The organism is Nocardioides sp. WJ219, from assembly GCF_058559815.1.
This window is the reverse complement of sequence record NZ_JBZUJV010000005.1, coordinates 247,582-262,428: the sequence shown is the minus strand read 5'-3', so window position 1 is coordinate 262,428 and position 14,847 is coordinate 247,582. Positions and strand designations below refer to the sequence as shown.

Below are 14,847 nucleotides of genomic sequence, written 5' to 3'. Positions count from 1 at the left end.
TCGTGGGGGAGTACTCCTCCCTGGGCGACGTGACGGGCAAGCGGGTCCTGGTCCGCTCCGACCTCAACGTGCCCCTCGACGGGACCCGGATCACCGACGACGGCCGCATCCGGGCGAGCGTCCCGACCATCCGGGCACTGGCTGACGCCGGCGCCCGGGTCGTCGTGACCGCCCACCTCGGCCGACCCAAGGGCACCCCCGACGACGCCTACTCGTTGCGCCCGGTGGGCGCCCGCCTCGGCGAGCTGCTCGGGGCCGACGTCGCCTTCGCCACCGACACGGTGGGGGACTCGGCGCGCGCGACGGTCGACGGTCTCGCCGACGGCGAGGTCGCCCTGCTGGAGAACGTGCGCTTCAACGCCGGCGAGACCAGCAAGGACGACGCCGAGCGGGGTGCCTTCGCCGACGAGCTCGCGGCGCTGGCCGACGCGTTCGTCTCCGACGGCTTCGGGGTCGTCCACCGCAAGCAGGCGAGCGTGTACGACGTCGCGCAGCGCCTGCCGCACGCGATGGGCGGGCTGGTCTCGACCGAGATCGACGTGCTGCGCCGGCTCACCGTCGACCCCGCCCGGCCCTACGTGGTCGTGCTGGGCGGCTCCAAGGTCTCCGACAAGCTCGGCGTGATCGACAACCTGCTCGGCAAGGCCGACAAGCTGCTGATCGGCGGCGGGATGGTCTTCACGTTCCTCAAGGCCCAGGGCCACGAGGTCGGCAAGAGCCTGCTCGAGGAGGACCAGCTCGAGGTCTGCCGCGGCTACCTGCAGCGGGCCGAGGAGTCGGGGGTCCAGATCCTGCTGCCCGGCGACGTCGTGGTCGACACGGCGTTCCCCTCGGGCGACCGCACGCCCGAGCCCCGCGTCGTACCCGCGTCGGCCATCCCTGCCGACGCGCTCGGGCTCGACATCGGCCCGGCCTCGGGCGCCGACTTCGCCGCCGCGCTGGCCGACGCCCGCACGGTGTTCTGGAACGGCCCGATGGGCGTCTTCGAGACACCCGAGTTCGCCGACGGCACCCGCGCCGTCGCCGACGCGCTGACCCGCATCGACGGCCTCTCGGTGGTCGGCGGCGGCGACTCCGCAGCCGCCGTCCGGGCGCTCGGCTTCGACGAGTCCGCCTTCGGGCACATCTCCACCGGGGGCGGTGCCAGCCTCGAGTACCTCGAGGGCAAGGAGCTGCCCGGCATCACCGTTCTCGAGGACCAGGAGTCCTGATGGCCAACGCAACACCCAAGAACGGCCGCGTCCCGCTGATGGCGGGCAACTGGAAGATGAACCTCAACCACCAGGAAGCGGTGGTGCTGGTCCAGAAGCTCGCCTGGACGCTGTCGGACAAGCGCCACGACTTCGGCAAGGTCGAGGTCGTCGTGGTGCCGCCGTACACCGACCTGCGCTCGGTGCAGACGCTGGTCGACGGCGACCGGCTGTCGATCAGGTACGCCGCCCAGGACGTCTCGGTGCACGAGTCCGGCGCCTACACCGGCGAGATCTCGGCCGCGATGCTGGCGAAGCTCGGCTGCTCCTACGTGGTCGTCGGCCACTCCGAGCGGCGCGAGCACCACGCCGAGACCGACGAGGTCGTCAACGCCAAGGCGCACGCCGCGCTGGCGGCGGGGATGACCCCGATCGTCTGCGTCGGCGAGGGGCTCGAGGTCCGCCAGGCCGGCGAGCACGTGCCCTACACGATGTCCCAGGTCGACGGCTCGCTCGCCGGGTTCACCGCCGAGCAGGTCGCCGGCCTCGTGGTCGCCTACGAGCCGGTGTGGGCGATCGGCACCGGCGAGGTCGCGACGCCCGAGGACGCCCAGGAGGTCTGCCAGGCCATCCGCGGGCAGGTCCGCGAGGCGCACGGCGACGAGGCCGCCGCCGGCGTCCGGGTCCTCTACGGCGGGTCGGTCAAGGCCGCCAACGTCGCCGGCATCATGGCGAAGACCGACGTCGACGGCGCCCTGGTCGGTGGTGCGAGCCTGCAGGCCGACGAGTTCGGCGGGATCTGCCGGTTCTACGACATGCCGACGCTCTGACCCGCCTGCCGATCCTCGGTCCCCGACCCTCCTGACGTAGGATTCCTCATCGTGAACGCGGAACTGATCCTCACTGGCTTCCTCCTGCTGACCAGCGGTCTGATGATCCTCCTGGTCCTCCTCCACAAGGGGCGCGGTGGCGGTATGTCCGACATGTTCGGCGGAGGCGTGTCGAGCTCGCTCGGCGGGTCCTCGATCGCCGAGCGCAACCTCGACCGGTTCACCATCGGGACCGGCGTGGTCTGGTTCGCCTGCGTCATCGCGCTCGGTCTGCTCAAGGCCTACTGAGGCTCTCCAGGCCACCGAGCACCACCTCGGGCACGTCCCGAGCACCACACCACTTCAGAGAACACAGGAGAGTCACCCATGGCAGGTGGAGGAAGCGCCATCCGTGGCAGCCGTGTCGGCGCCGGACCGATGGGCGAGGCCGAGCGCGGCGAGGCCGCACCCCGGCAGGCCGTCACGTACTTCTGCTCCCACGAGCACCGGTCGGTCATCACGTTCTCGGTCGAGGCCAACGTCCCCGACTCCTGGGACTGCCCCAAGTGCGGTCTGCCGGCGTCCCGGGACTCCGACAACCCGCCCCCGGCGCCCAAGATCGAGCCCTACAAGACCCACCTGGCCTACGTGAAGGAGCGTCGCTCCGACAAGGAGGCCGAGGTCATCCTCGACGAGGCGATCCAGCTGCTGCGGTCCCGCCGCAAGTCGGGCGAGGTCATCTTCTGACCGGTCCGAGGACCTCGAGGACGGCGCCGCGACCCATGGGGTCCCGGCGCCGTTCTTTGTGCGTTAAGATGAGCGAATCACTCGGCTTACGAAGGATTCAGCCATGGCCCGGACACTGCAGCCCCTCGACATCGCCACCGGCCTGATCAGCGGCACCCTCGCCGCGGCGTTCTTCACCCTGGCTACCGTCGCCGCGATCTCGGACGACGACGACCGGCCGGTGGTCGTCGACGCCTCGGTCTCGTCCCCCGGCCGCTAGCCGGCGGGCGCCTCAGAGCCGGGAGGCGGCGTCGCGGTCGAGGAACCAGAGCGTCTCGGTCGTGCCGGAGACGCCACGGGCGGGGGTCTCCTCGACCGCCCCCTCCTCGGCGAGGGCCCGCGCGACGGCCTCGGCCTTGCCCTCACCGCTGGCCAGGAACCAGACGGAGTCGGAGCGCCGCAGGGCCTCGAACGTCAGGGTGACCCGCTCGGGCGGCGGCTTGGGGGAGTCGCGCACCGCGACCGCGACCGCGTCGGTGGCGCCGAGCGCGGGGTGGCCGGGGAAGAGCGAGGCGCAGTGGCCGTCGGGGCCGATGCCGAGCATCAGCACGTCGAGCTTGCCGGCCCCGTGCGCGCGCACCGTCTCGGCGTACGCCGCGGCCGCGTCGTCGACCGAGCCGGCGTCGGCGGTCGAGGGCATCTCGTGCACCTGCGTGGCCCCGACGGCGTCGAGGAACGCCGCCCGGGCCTGGCCGGCGTTGCGGTCGGCGGAGTCGGGGGCGACGAAGCGCTCGTCGCCCCACCACACGACCACGCGACCCCAGTCGACGTCGGAGCCGGGGCTCAGGCGCGCCAGCTCGCGGTGGACGGCGTCGGCGATGGTGCCGCCGGTGAGTGCGACGTGCGGCTCCCCGCCGGAGCTCTGCAGGTCGGCGAGCCGGGAGAGCAGCTCGCCAGCGATCGCCGTGGCGAGCTGGTCGGGGCTGTCGTGGACCTCGATCAGGGGGCTCATCGGCCCTCCTTCGTGGTGGTGGTGAGGGTCTTGATGGTGGCGGCGTAGACGTCGTCCTCGTCGAGGCGGCGCAGCTCCTCGGCGAGCAGCTCGGGGAGCTTGCGGCGCTTCAGCGCGATCGGGCGGTCGGGCTGCCCGGGGGAGGTGAACGTCGCGAGCCGGCCGTCGGTGCGCGAGATCCGGATGGGTCCCTGCTTGGTCTCCAGCACCACCTCGGTGATGCCGGGCCCGGTCGACCCGCGTCGGGTCACCTCGACCCGGAGCCGGCTGCGCAGCCACGCGGCGAGCAGGTCGGCGCTGGGGCTGACGCGCTCGGACGTGACGCTCGCCGAGGTCACCTTGAGCGGGTGCTGGTCGAGCGCGGCGGCGAGCAGCGCGCGCCACGGCGTGAGCCGGGTCCAGGCGAGGTCGGTGTTGCCGGCGACGTACGACGCGCACTGGGTCTGCAGCGCCTTGCCCTTGCCCCGGCTCACCTCGGCGGCGTCGGTGATGCGGCGCTTGGCGAGCGCGCCGAGCGGGTCGGCGGCCGGGTCGGCAGGCGGCTCGTGGGGCCACCAGATCGCCACCGGCGAGTCGGGCAGCAGCAGCGGCAGGACGACGGAGTCGGCGTGCTTGACCACCTCGCCGGCCAGGCGGATGACCGCCGCCTCGCCGCCCCACCCGGCGCCGGTGCCGACCTGCGCGTTGACGACGGGACGGCCACGGGGCGAGCCCAGGACCACCCCGAGCACCCGGGCGGGGTGCTCGTGGGTGGCCTTGCGCGCGTTGGCCATCGCCGACTCGGCGGACTCCTCGTCGACCACGACGATCAGGGTCATCACCATGCCCATCGCGGGCGAGCCGGCGCGGGTGCGCGCGCGCACCAGCTCGGCGGCGATCTCGGAGGACGTGGTGTCGGTCAGCTCGATCACAGGTGGCACCTCATCACGGTCACGGTCGGCCTCACGGGCGGCGCCAGACGCGTCCGTCGCGGGCCAGCATCGCGTCGGCCGACGCGGGCCCCCACGTGCCGGGTGCGTAGGCCTCGGGGGCACCCTTGGCCTCCCACCGCGCCAGGACGGGGTCGAGGATCTGCCAGGACAGCTCGACCTCCTGGTGGCGCGGGAACAGCGGCGGGTCGCCGAGGAGGACGTCGAGGATCAGCCGCTCGTAGGCCTCGGGCGAGGACTCGGTGAAGGTGCCGCCGTAGGCGAAGTCCATGTTGACGTCGCGGATCTCCATCTGGGTGCCGGGCACCTTGGCTCCGAACCGCAACGTCATGCCCTCGTCGGGCTGGACCCGGATCACCAGGGCGTTCTGGGTGAGGTCCTCGACCGACGTGGCGGTGAACGGCTGGTGGGGGGCACGCTTGAAGACCACCGCGACCTCGGTGACCCGGCGCCCGAGCCGCTTGCCGGTGCGCAGGTAGAACGGGACGCCGGCCCAGCGGCGGTTGTCGACGTGCAGGGTGATCGCGGCGTAGGTCTCGGTGCGCGAGTCGGGGGCGATGCCGTCCTCGTCGTGGAAGCCGCCGACCTTGGTGCCACCGGCCCAGCCGGCGGCGTACTGCCCGCGGGCGGTGGCCTGGTCGAGGCGGGTCGGCAGGCTCACCGAGGCGAGCAGCTTCTGCTTCTCCAGCCGCAGCGCCTCGGCGTCGAAGGACGTCGGCTCCTCCATGGCCACCAGCGCCATCAGCTGGAGCAGGTGGTTCTGGATGACGTCGCGTGCGGCGCCGATGCCGTCGTAGTAGCCGGCCCGGCCGCCGATGCCGACGTCCTCGGCCATCGTGATCTGCACGTGGTCGACGTAGTTGTTGTTCCAGAGCGGCTCGAACATGGTGTTGGCGAACCGCGTCGCCAGCACGTTCTGCACCGTCTCCTTGCCGAGGTAGTGGTCGATGCGGAAGATGGTCGACGGGGCGAACACCGCGTCGAGCTGGTCGTTGAGCAGGCGCGCGGAGGCGAGGTCGTGGCCGAACGGCTTCTCGATGACCACCCGCCGCCACGGCGTGCTGCCGTCGGGTCCCCGCTCGGCCTCGGCGAGTCCGTGCCGGCGCAGCTGCTGGGCGACGGTGCCGAAGGCGCCGGGCGGGATGGCGAGGTAGAACGCGTGGTTGCCGCCGGTGCCGCGCACCTCGTCGAGCTCCTCGACCGTCCGGCGGAGCCGGTCGAAGGCCTCGTCGTCGTCGAAGGCCCCCGGCACGAACCGGAAGCCCTCGGCGAGCTGGTTCCAGACCTCCTCGCGGAACTCGGTGCGGGCGTAGGACTTGACCGAGTCGTGGACGATCTGTGCGAAGTCCTGGTCGGCCCAGTCCCGGCGGGCGAACCCGACCAGGCTGAAACCGGGCGGCAGCAGCCCACGGTTGGCGAGGTCGTAGATCGCCGGCATGATCTTCTTGCGCGACAGGTCGCCGGTGACCCCGAACAGCACCAGCCCGCAGGGCCCGGCGATGCGGGGGAGCCGTCGGTCCTGGGGATCGCGGAGAGGGTTGGCGCGCGTCGTCATCGGCGTCGGTGCTCCCGGTAGTAGGCGACCAGGGCCCGCGTCGACGGGTCCTGCTCGGCGGCGGCCGCCTCGTCACCGGCGACGACCGGGCCGAGCTGCTGGGCGAGCTGCTTGCCGAGCTCGACGCCCCACTGGTCGAAGCTGTCGATGCCCCACACGACGCCCTGGGTGAACGTGATGTGCTCGTAGAGCGCGACCAGCTGCCCCAGCACCGCCGGGGTCAGCTCGGGCGCCATGATCGAGGCCGTCGGCCGGTTGCCGGTGAAGGTCCGGGCCGCGACGAGCGCGTCGTCCTCGGTGCCTTCCGCCCGCACCTCCTCGGCGGTCTTGCCGAAGGCGAGCGCGCGGGTCTGGGCGAAGAAGTTGGCCAGGAACAGCTCGTGGACGTCGGTGTCGCCGGCGTCGCGGTCGACCAACGGGTACGCCGGGTTGGCGAAGGCGATGAAGTCGGCCGGCACGATCCGGGTGCCCTGGTGGATGAGCTGGTAGAACGCGTGCTGGCCGTTGGTGCCGGGCTCGCCCCAGAACACCTCGCCGGTACCGGCGGTGACCGGGGTGCCGTCCCAGCGCACGCCCTTGCCGTTGGACTCCATCGTCAGCTGCTGCAGGTAGGCCGGGAACCGGTGGAGCAGCTGGGAGTAGGGCAGCACCGCGTGGGTGTGGGCATCGAGGAAGTCGACGTACCAGACGTTGAGCAGGCCCATCAGGACCGGCACGTTGGCGGCGAGGTCGGCGGTGCGGAAGTGCTCGTCGACCGCGTGCATCCCGGCGAGCAGCTCGGCGAAGCGCTCGGGCCCGATGGCCACCACCAGCGACGTCCCGATCGCGGAGTCGAGGCTGTAGCGGCCGCCGACCCAGTCCCAGAAGCCGAACGCGTTGTCGGGGTCGATCCCGAAGTCGGCGACCTTGTCGAGGGCCGTGGAGACGGCCACGAAGTGCCGGCGCACCGCCTCCTCGGAGTCGGCGTCGCCGAGCCCGTCGAGCAGCCAGGCCCGGCACAGCCGGGCGTTGGTGAGCGTCTCGAGCGTCCCGAAGGTCTTGCTCGAGACGATGAACAGCGTGGTCGCCGGGTCGAGCCCCTCGAGCTTCGTGGCCGCATCGGTGGGGTCGATGTTGCTGATGAAGCGGCACTCGAGCTCGGGGTGGTGGTAGGGCCGCAGCGCCTCGTAGGCCATCACCGGACCGAGGTCGGACCCGCCGATGCCGATGTTGACGACCGTGCGGATGCGCTCGCCCGTGACACCCGTCCACTCCCCGCTGCGGACCTGCTCGGCGAAGGCGTAGACCCGACGCAGCACGTCGTGGACATCGGGGACGACGTCGTGCCCGTCGAGAGGCAGGTCGGCGTCGTCCGGCAGCCGCAGCGCAGTGTGCAGGACGGCGCGGTCCTCGGTGACGTTGACGCGGTCACCGCGCAGCATCGCGTCCCGGCGTCCGGCCAGCCCGACCTCCTCGGCGAGCGCCAGCAGCGCCGCGAGGACCTCGTCGTCGACCAGGCCCTTGGACAGGTCGACGTGGAGGTCGGCGGCGTCGAGGGTCAGCCGGTCGGCCCGCCCCGGGTCGGCGGCGAACCACGACCGCAGGTCAGGGGCGAACCCGTCGGCGAGCTCCCGCAGCCGCTGCCAGGCAGCGGTGGACGTGCAGTCCACGGGCGCCGTCGTCACTGAGCAGCCTTCTCCATCTGACCCTGGACGGTCTCGACGAGCTCGGTCCACGACTTCTTGAACTTGTCGACGCCCTCGTGCTCGACGGTCTGGAGCACGTCGAGGAAGTCGACGCCGACGGCCTCGAGCTGGTCGAAGACGGCCTGGGCCTCCTCGGCGCGACCCGTGACGGCGTCGCCCTGGAGCTCACCGTGGTCGGCGAAGGCCTCGAGGGTCTTCTCCGGCATCGTGTTGACCGTGTCGGCGACCACCAGGTCGGTGACGTAGAGGGTGTCGGAGTAGTCGGGGTTCTTGACCCCGGTCGAGGCCCAGAGCGGACGCTGGGCGTGGGCACCGGCGTCGGCGAGCGCCTTCCACCGGTCGCTGGCGACGACCTCCTGGTAGGCGGCGTAGGCCAGCCGGGCGTTGGCGACGGCGGCCTTGCCCTTGAGGGCGGTGGCCTCCTCCGAGCCGACGGCGTCGAGGCGCTTGTCGATCTCGGTGTCGATGCGCGAGACGAAGAACGACGCGACCGACTGGATCGTGCTCAGGTCGACGCCGGCGTCGCGGGCCTGCTCGAGGCCGGTGAGGTAGGCGTCCATCACCTCGCGGTAGCGCTCGGTGCCGAAGATGAGGGTGACGTTGACGCTGATCCCCTCGGCGATGACGGCGGTGATGGCCGGCAGGCCCTCCTTGGTGGCGGGGATCTTGATCAGCACGTTGGACCGGTCGACGGCCGCCCACAGCGCCTTGGCCGAGCCGATGGTGCCCTCGGTGTCGTTGGCCAGGTCGGGCTCGACCTCGATCGAGACCCGGCCGTCGGTGCCGCTGGAGTCGGCGACGGGCGCGAGCACGTCGCAGGCGTTGCGGACGTCCTCGGTGGTGAGCTCGAAGATCACCTCGTCGACGGGGCGGCCGTCGGCGACGAGCTTCCGCACCTGGTCGTCGTAGCGCTCGCCGTTGGCGATGGCCGAGGCGAAGATGGTCGGGTTGGTGGTGACCCCGACGACGTGCCGGTCCTTCACCATCTCGGCGAGGTTGCCGCTCTCGATGCGCTCGCGCGACAGGTCGTCGAGCCAGATGCTGACGCCGGCGTCGGACAGGGCCTTGAGTCGATCGGTCATGTGCTGTTCCTCCTGGGGGTAGTGACGGGGGTGCCGCGCGGGTCGGTCCGGCGTCAGCCGGTGACGGTGCGCAGGCTGTCGCGGGCGGCGTCGGCCACTGCCCGGTCGGTGATGCCGTACTCCTCGTAGATGCGCTGGTAGTCGGCCGAGGCGCCGTAGGTGTCGATGGAGACGATGCGGCCGTGGTCGCCGACGTAGTCGCGCCAGCCCTGCTTGACGCCGGCCTCGACCGAGACGCGGGCCTTCACCGTGGACGGCAGCACCGTCTCGCGGTAGGCCTCGTCCTGGTCCTCGAACCACTCGAAGCAGGGCATCGAGACCACGCGGGCCTTGATGCCGTCGGCGGCGAGCAGCGCGCGGGCGGCGACGGCGACCTGCACCTCCGAGCCGGTGCCCATCAGGATCACGTCCGGGACGCCACCGTCGGCCTCGATCAACGTGTAGGCGCCGCGGGCCACGCCCTCGGTGCCGGCGAAGCCGTCCTCGCCGCGCGGGAAGACCGGCACGTTCTGGCGGGTGAGGGCCAGGGCGGCCGGGCGGTCGGTGTGCCCGAGCACGGCGGCCCAGGCCGCCGCGGTCTCGTTGGCGTCGGCGGGCCGGACGACGTCGAGCCCCGGCATCGCGCGCAGCGCGGCGAGGTGCTCGATCGGCTGGTGGGTCGGACCGTCCTCGCCCAGACCGATCGAGTCGTGGGTCCAGACGTAGGTGACGGGGAGACCGCTGAGGGCGGCCACCCGCACGGCGCCGCGCATGTAGTCGGAGAACGTGAGGAAGGTGCCGCCGAAGACGCGGGTGAGCCGGTCGGCTGCGATGCCGTTCATGATCGCGCCCATGCCGTGCTCGCGGATGCCGAAGTGGAGCACGCGACCCTGGTAGGGGTCGGCCTCCCAGTCCTCGGTGCCGCGGCTCTCGGGCACGAACGACTTCGCGGCGCTGATCGTGGTGTTGTTGGAGCCGGCGAGGTCGGCCGAGCCGCCCCACAGCTCCGGCATCACCGCGGCGAGGGCGTTGATGACCTTGCCCGAGGCCGACCGGGTGGCGACGCCCTTGGCGTCGGCCTCGAAGGTGGGCAGCGCCGCGACCAGGTCGTCGGGCAGGCTGCGCGACTTCACGCGGTCCAGGAGCGCGGCGGCGTCGGGGTTGGCGGCCGACCAGGCGGCGTGCTGCTCGTCCCAGGCGGCGGTCCAGGCCGCGCCGCGCTCCTTGAGAGCGCGCGTGTGGGCGAGCACCTCGGGCGGCACCTCGAACGTCGTCTCGGGGTCCCAGCCCAGGACCTCCTTGGTGGCCGCGACCTCCTCCTTGCCCAGCGCGCTGCCGTGGGCGGCGTGGGTGCCCCGGGCGTTGGGGGCCGGCCAGGCGATGACGGTGTCGAGGACGATCAGCGACGGCTGGTCGGTGACCTCGCGGGCCGCGGTGATCGCGTCGTGCAGGGCCGGGACGTCCTCGGTGTAGTCGGTGCCGCCGTTGGTCCAGTCGACGGTCTGGACGTGCCAGCCGTAGGCCTCGTAGCGGGCGGCGACGTCCTCGGTGAAGGCGATGTCGGTGTTGCCCTCGATCGAGATCCGGTTGCGGTCGTAGATGAGGGTGAGGTTGCCGAGCTGCTGGGTGCCGGCGATCGAGGAGGCCTCGGCGCTGACGCCCTCCTGCAGGTCGCCGTCGGAGCAGAGCGCGTAGACCTGGTGGTCGAACAGGCTCTCGCCCTCGGCGGCACCGGGGTCGAGCATGCCGTGGATGCGGCGGCCCGACATCGCCATGCCGATGGCGTTGGCGACGCCCTGGCCGAGCGGCCCGGTGGTGACCTCGACGCCGGCGGTGTGCCCGAGCTCGGGGTGACCGGGGGTCTTGCTGCCCCAGGTGCGCAGCGCCTTGAGGTCCTCGAGCTCGAGGCCGAAGCCGCCGAGGAAGAGCTGGGTGTAGAGCGTGATGGAGCTGTGGCCGCACGAGAGCACGAACCGGTCGCGGCCGACCCACTCCGGGTTGGCCGGGTCGTGCCTCATCACCTTCTGGAAAAGCAGGTAGGCGACCGGCGCGAGGCTCATCGCCGTGCCGGGGTGGCCGTTGCCGACCTTCTGCACGGCGTCCATCGACAAGACCCGGGCGGTGTCGACCGCCTTCGCGTCGAGGTCGGTCCAGTCGAGGGCGGGGGTGTGGCTCACTAGTCTCCTTGGGCGGCTGGGGAACGCGCTGTCGTTGCGCTCCACGGGCAATGACGAGCCTACTCACGTCGGGCGTTAGACTCACAGGGCACAGTCGGGGATGGACTACCGCCGGTGCCCCGTCCGCCGCCTATCCACCGAGGACGTCCGTGACCTACGTCGGCCAGTCCCGACCCGCGGTGCAGTCACCCGGCCCCGAGCCCGGTGGCGCGAGCCTGCGCGACGTCCTCGCGGCGTACGTCGGCCTCACCAAGCCGCGCGTGATCGAGCTGCTGCTGCTGACCACCGTCCCGGTGATGTTCTTCGCCGAGCGCGGCGTGCCGGCGCTGGGCCTGGTCGTCGCCACCGTCGTCGGTGGTGCGCTGTCGGCCGGGTCGGCGTCGGCGTACAACTGCGTCTACGACCGCGACATCGACGAGCAGATGCGCCGCACCCGGCGCCGCGCCCTGCCGCGCCACGTCGTCACCCCCCGCGCGGCCCTGGTCTTCGCGACCGCCCTGGCGGTGATCTCCACGGTCGTGCTCTGGATCTGGGTCAACCCGCTGTCGGCCGCGCTGTCGGTCGGCGCCAACGCGTTCTACGTGTTCGGCTACACGATGGTGCTCAAGCGACGCACCACGCAGAACATCGTCTGGGGCGGCCTCGCCGGCTGCTTCCCGGCCCTGATCGGCTGGACCGCCGTGACCGGCGAGCTGTCGTGGGTGCCGGTGGTGCTGTTCGCCGTCGTGTTCTTCTGGACGCCGCCGCACACCTGGGCGCTCGCCCTGCGCTACCGCGAGGACTACGCCAACGTCGACGTGCCGATGCTGCCCGTCGTCCGCCCCGCGGCCGAGGTGGGCCGCCAGATCGTGCTCTACAGCTGGGTGATGGTCGCGACCTCCCTGCTGCTGTGGCCGGTCGCCGGCACCGGGTTCGTCTACCCCGTCGTGGCCGCCGCCCTCGGCGCGGTCTTCCTGCTCCAGGCCCACCGGATGTGGGCCCGCGCCCGCGGCACCGAGGACCTCAGCCTGATCCAGCCGATGCGGCTCTTCCACCACAGCAACCTCTACCTCTCGCTGCTGTTCGTCGCCGTCGCCCTCGACCCCCTCCTCTTCTGACCCACCCGCCGCCCGGTGAGGTGACCCGTCGCATCGTTGCGACGGGTCAGCGCAGGATCGACGGTGACCCGTCGCATCGTTGCGACGGGTCAGCGTGGGTTCAGGCAAGACCGGCCTCGACGACGGCGCGGTCGGCCAGCTCGGCGCCGGCGCCCTCGTAGATCTGCAGGCCGCTGTCGGCGCCCGCGGCCCGGGCCTCGGCGAGGTCGTCGTCGAACTGGGTGACCACCGCGACGCTGCCGGTGAACCGCTGGCCGCGCAGGCGCTCGAGGGTGGCCAGGTTGTTGCGGTGCAGGGGCATGCAGAGGAGCACCAGCCCGACGTGGTGCATCTCGAGCTCGGTCCACAGCTCCGGGTCGGTGGCGTCGCTCTCCACGACCGCGGCGCCGGCGGCGCGCAGCTGCTCGACCCGGTCGCGGGAGGTCTCCAGGCCGATGACGCGCAGGCCGTACTCACCGGAGAGCCGCACGTACGCCGCGTGGCCGACCCGGCCCATGCCCAGCACGACCGCCTGGGCGTCGCCGACGTCGAGGGGGCGGTCGTCGGCGTGCAGCCGCTCCACCGGCGGGTCGGGCAGCCACCGGGTCAGGGCCCGGGTCAGCCGCTCGGGCTGCTGCGAGGCCAGGGAGGCCAGCACGAAGCTGCCGGCCACGGCCGTGCCGAGCACCGTCGTCCAGCTGGGGTCGAGCAGGCTGGACGGCGCCGCGACCACCACGATCAGCCCGAACTCGGAGTAGTTGGTCAGTGCGGTGCCCGTCAACACCGCCGTACGCCGCCGCAACCGTGCGAGCCGGAACAGCACCACGAAGCCCAGGGCCTGCAGCGGCAGCAGCAGGAGCAGCGCGGCGGCGATCAGCAGCTCCGACGGCGTCGGCAGCCCGGCCAGGCCGATGGAGATGAAGAACCCGACGAGCAGCAGGTCCTTGACGGTGAACAGGCTCTTGGCCAGCTCGGCGGCACGCGGCTGGCCGGCCAGCAGGACACCGAGGAGCAGTGCGCCGAGGTCGCCCTTGACGTTGACGGCGTCGAAGAGCGCGTAACCGGGGACCAGCGCGATCACCACCCCGAACAGCGGCAGCAGCTCGTCGTGGCCCAGCGAGTCGAGCAGCCGTCGCAGCAGCGGCGCCGCGGGGATCAGCAGCAGCAGGAGCGCCGCCCACGGGCTGGGCACCTTGCCCTCGACGATCGCCAGGAACAGCACGGCGGCGAGGTCCTGCAGCACCAGGATGCCGATCGCGATCCGCCCGCTGAGCGAGCGCGTCGCGCCCCGCTCCTCGAGGACCTTGACGACGTAGACCGTGCTGGAGAACGACAGCGCGAAGCCGATCAACAGCCAGGTCTCGAGCCCGCCGTCGGCGGCGAGGGTGACGCCCAGGAGCGCGAGCAGCCCCAGGAGCATCGCCGCAGCGACGGTCGCGCCGGCCAGGTGCACGGTGGCCGTCAGCCACACCTCGCGCTTGACCAGCGAGCGCAGGTCGATCTTGAGCCCGACGCCGAACAGGAGCACGGTGACGCCGAGGTCGGCCACGGTGCCCAGCGCCGGCACGGGCTCGACCCCCAGGGCCGCGAGCACGAACCCTCCGGCCAGGAAACCGAGCAGGGGCGGCAGTCGGACCAGCCCGGCGGCCATGCCGCCGACCAGTGCGGCGACCAGGATCGCGGTGGTGTCGTCCATCGTGTCCTCCGGCTCGGGTCCTGACGGGACCGGAGGCTAGTCGACCAACGCCTTCTCGTCCTCGGGCAGGTCGTGAGCCCACAGGCGGTGGGCGGGCACGAGCACGGTGTCGAGCACCGCCCAGGTGACCGCGGCCGAGGTGAGGGCCGCGCCGAGGAGGTGGAAGCCGACCAGCAGCTCGGGCAGGTCGGTGAAGTACTGCACGAACCCGATCGCACCCTGACCCAGCTCGACCGCCAGCAGGACGACGACCGCCCGGCGGGCCGACCGGGTGGCCAGCAGCAGGCCGATCGTGAGGCCCACGAAGAGGAAGACGGAGTCGGCGTGCAGCTGGCTGGCCTGCACCGGGTCGAGCCCGTTGCGCTCGGTCTTCGCGTCGCCGGCGTGGGGCCCGGCGCCGGTGACCACGGTGCCGAGGTAGAGCACGGCCCACGCCGCGGCGAAGGTGACCCAGGCCAGGGCCGGGAGCCGGCCGCGCACCCACACCGCCTCGGGGCGGTCGAGGCGCCACAGGAACAGGACCGCGACGCCGATCATGGCCATCGACAGCAGCAGGTGCAGCGAGACCAGCCAGGAGTTGAGGTCGGTGAGCACGGTGATCCCGCCGATCACCGCTTGTGCAGGGACGCCGAGCGCGAGCACGAGCGCGTGCACGCGCAGGTCGCGGCGCCGGGTCTGCCAGGCCGCGACGAACGTCGCCACCGCGACCGCGACCAGCACGAAGGTCAGCATCCGGTTGCCGAACTCGATGGCGCCGTGCAGGCCGAGCTCGCCGTGCGGCCGGAAGGACTGGTCGGTGCACCGTGGCCAGGTGGGGCAGCCCAGGCCCGAACCGGTCAGCCGGACGGCCCCGCCGGTGACGACGATGCCGATGTTGGCGACGAGGCTGGCCCAGCCGAGGGGGCGCACGAAGCGCGCCAGGTCGATCATG

The 14,847-nt window shown here is 72.3% G+C and carries 14 protein-coding genes; 6 read left to right on the top strand and 8 right to left on the bottom strand.

The genetic code is table 11. The features are described from left to right. Window positions 1-2: 2 nt before the first annotated feature. The 5 genes from AC4MBH_RS14280 to AC4MBH_RS14260 all read left to right on the top strand — a co-directional run bounded on the left by AC4MBH_RS14280 (window position 3) and on the right by AC4MBH_RS14260 (window position 3,005). Window positions 3-1,211, top strand: coding sequence for a phosphoglycerate kinase (locus AC4MBH_RS14280; RefSeq protein ID WP_491795562.1), 1,209 nt, complete (start codon window positions 3-5; stop codon window positions 1,209-1,211). After that, on the top strand, window positions 1,211-2,020 hold the full coding sequence (gene tpiA / locus AC4MBH_RS14275; RefSeq protein WP_491795561.1) for a triose-phosphate isomerase: 810 nt from the start codon (window positions 1,211-1,213) through the stop codon (window positions 2,018-2,020). Before AC4MBH_RS14280 ends, tpiA begins: the two co-directional genes overlap by 1 nt. Window positions 2,021-2,071: 51 nt before the next feature. Next, complete coding sequence (gene secG, locus AC4MBH_RS14270) at window positions 2,072-2,308, top strand: preprotein translocase subunit SecG (RefSeq protein WP_491795560.1); 237 nt, start codon at window positions 2,072-2,074, stop codon at window positions 2,306-2,308. A 78-nt stretch (window positions 2,309-2,386) separates the two neighbouring features. Then, window positions 2,387-2,746 carry an RNA polymerase-binding protein RbpA gene (locus AC4MBH_RS14265; RefSeq protein WP_491795559.1) on the top strand — a complete coding sequence of 120 codons (360 nt, stop codon included), beginning with the start codon at window positions 2,387-2,389 and terminating at the stop codon, window positions 2,744-2,746. Between the two features lie 103 nt (window positions 2,747-2,849). Then, window positions 2,850-3,005, top strand: a complete 156-nt coding sequence (locus AC4MBH_RS14260; RefSeq protein ID WP_491795558.1) for a hypothetical protein — start codon at window positions 2,850-2,852, stop codon at window positions 3,003-3,005. A 12-nt stretch (window positions 3,006-3,017) separates the two neighbouring features. On the opposite strand, the gene pgl is transcribed toward AC4MBH_RS14260, so the two are convergent. The 6 genes from pgl to tkt are packed head-to-tail and all read right to left on the bottom strand — an operon-like array spanning window position 3,018 to window position 11,144. Next, entirely contained in the window at window positions 3,018-3,737 is a 720-nt protein-coding gene (gene pgl, locus AC4MBH_RS14255; RefSeq protein WP_491795557.1) for a 6-phosphogluconolactonase, read from the bottom strand. Beyond that, window positions 3,734-4,648, bottom strand: coding sequence for a glucose-6-phosphate dehydrogenase assembly protein OpcA (locus AC4MBH_RS14250; protein WP_491795556.1), 915 nt, complete (start codon window positions 4,646-4,648; stop codon window positions 3,734-3,736). The genes pgl and AC4MBH_RS14250 overlap by 4 nt, the downstream gene beginning before the upstream one ends. 31 nt (window positions 4,649-4,679) lie before the next feature. Next, window positions 4,680-6,221, bottom strand: coding sequence for a glucose-6-phosphate dehydrogenase (gene zwf, locus AC4MBH_RS14245; RefSeq protein WP_491795555.1), 1,542 nt, complete (start codon window positions 6,219-6,221; stop codon window positions 4,680-4,682). Then, on the bottom strand, window positions 6,218-7,885 hold the full coding sequence (pgi, locus tag AC4MBH_RS14240; protein ID WP_491795554.1) for a glucose-6-phosphate isomerase: 1,668 nt from the start codon (window positions 7,883-7,885) through the stop codon (window positions 6,218-6,220). Before pgi ends, zwf begins: the two co-directional genes overlap by 4 nt. Beyond that, entirely contained in the window at window positions 7,882-8,988 is a 1,107-nt protein-coding gene (gene tal, locus AC4MBH_RS14235) for a transaldolase (protein WP_491795553.1), read from the bottom strand. Before tal ends, pgi begins: the two co-directional genes overlap by 4 nt. A 53-nt stretch (window positions 8,989-9,041) precedes the next feature. After that, window positions 9,042-11,144: a transketolase gene (tkt, locus tag AC4MBH_RS14230; protein ID WP_491795552.1), complete on the bottom strand. Its 2,103-nt coding sequence runs from the start codon at window positions 11,142-11,144 to the stop codon at window positions 9,042-9,044. Window positions 11,145-11,293: 149 nt separating this feature from the next. Here tkt and AC4MBH_RS14225 point away from each other — a divergent pair, with 149 nt between their 5' ends. Further along, window positions 11,294-12,241 carry a heme o synthase gene (locus AC4MBH_RS14225; RefSeq protein WP_491795551.1) on the top strand — a complete coding sequence of 316 codons (948 nt, stop codon included), beginning with the start codon at window positions 11,294-11,296 and terminating at the stop codon, window positions 12,239-12,241. A 100-nt stretch (window positions 12,242-12,341) separates the two neighbouring features. On the opposite strand, the gene AC4MBH_RS14220 is transcribed toward AC4MBH_RS14225, so the two are convergent. Both AC4MBH_RS14220 and AC4MBH_RS14215 read right to left on the bottom strand, forming a co-directional pair. Next, window positions 12,342-13,916, bottom strand: a complete 1,575-nt coding sequence (locus tag AC4MBH_RS14220; protein WP_491795550.1) for a cation:proton antiporter domain-containing protein — start codon at window positions 13,914-13,916, stop codon at window positions 12,342-12,344. Window positions 13,917-13,952: 36 nt separating this feature from the next. Then, the gene (locus tag AC4MBH_RS14215) at window positions 13,953-14,846 is read right to left on the bottom strand and encodes a COX15/CtaA family protein (RefSeq protein WP_491795549.1); all 894 of its coding nucleotides are present in this window, start codon (window positions 14,844-14,846) and stop codon (window positions 13,953-13,955) included. Window position 14,847: the final 1 nt, after the last annotated feature.

Bases quoted from the DNA above. Each gene is read 5' to 3' on its own strand.
- zwf (WP_491795555.1), bottom strand. From the start codon at position 6,221: ATGACGACGCGCGCCAACCCTCTCCGCGATCCCCAGGACCGACGGCTC.
- tpiA (WP_491795561.1), top strand. From the start codon at position 1,211: ATGGCCAACGCAACACCCAAGAACGGCCGCGTCCCGCTGATGGCGGGC.
- AC4MBH_RS14215 (WP_491795549.1), bottom strand. From the start codon at position 14,846: ATGATCGACCTGGCGCGCTTCGTGCGCCCCCTCGGCTGGGCCAGCCTC.
- AC4MBH_RS14265 (WP_491795559.1), top strand. From the start codon at position 2,387: ATGGCAGGTGGAGGAAGCGCCATCCGTGGCAGCCGTGTCGGCGCCGGA.
- tal (WP_491795553.1), bottom strand. From the start codon at position 8,988: ATGACCGATCGACTCAAGGCCCTGTCCGACGCCGGCGTCAGCATCTGG.
- pgl (WP_491795557.1), bottom strand. From the start codon at position 3,737: ATGAGCCCCCTGATCGAGGTCCACGACAGCCCCGACCAGCTCGCCACG.
- AC4MBH_RS14260 (WP_491795558.1), top strand. From the start codon at position 2,850: ATGGCCCGGACACTGCAGCCCCTCGACATCGCCACCGGCCTGATCAGC.
- AC4MBH_RS14220 (WP_491795550.1), bottom strand. From the start codon at position 13,916: ATGGACGACACCACCGCGATCCTGGTCGCCGCACTGGTCGGCGGCATG.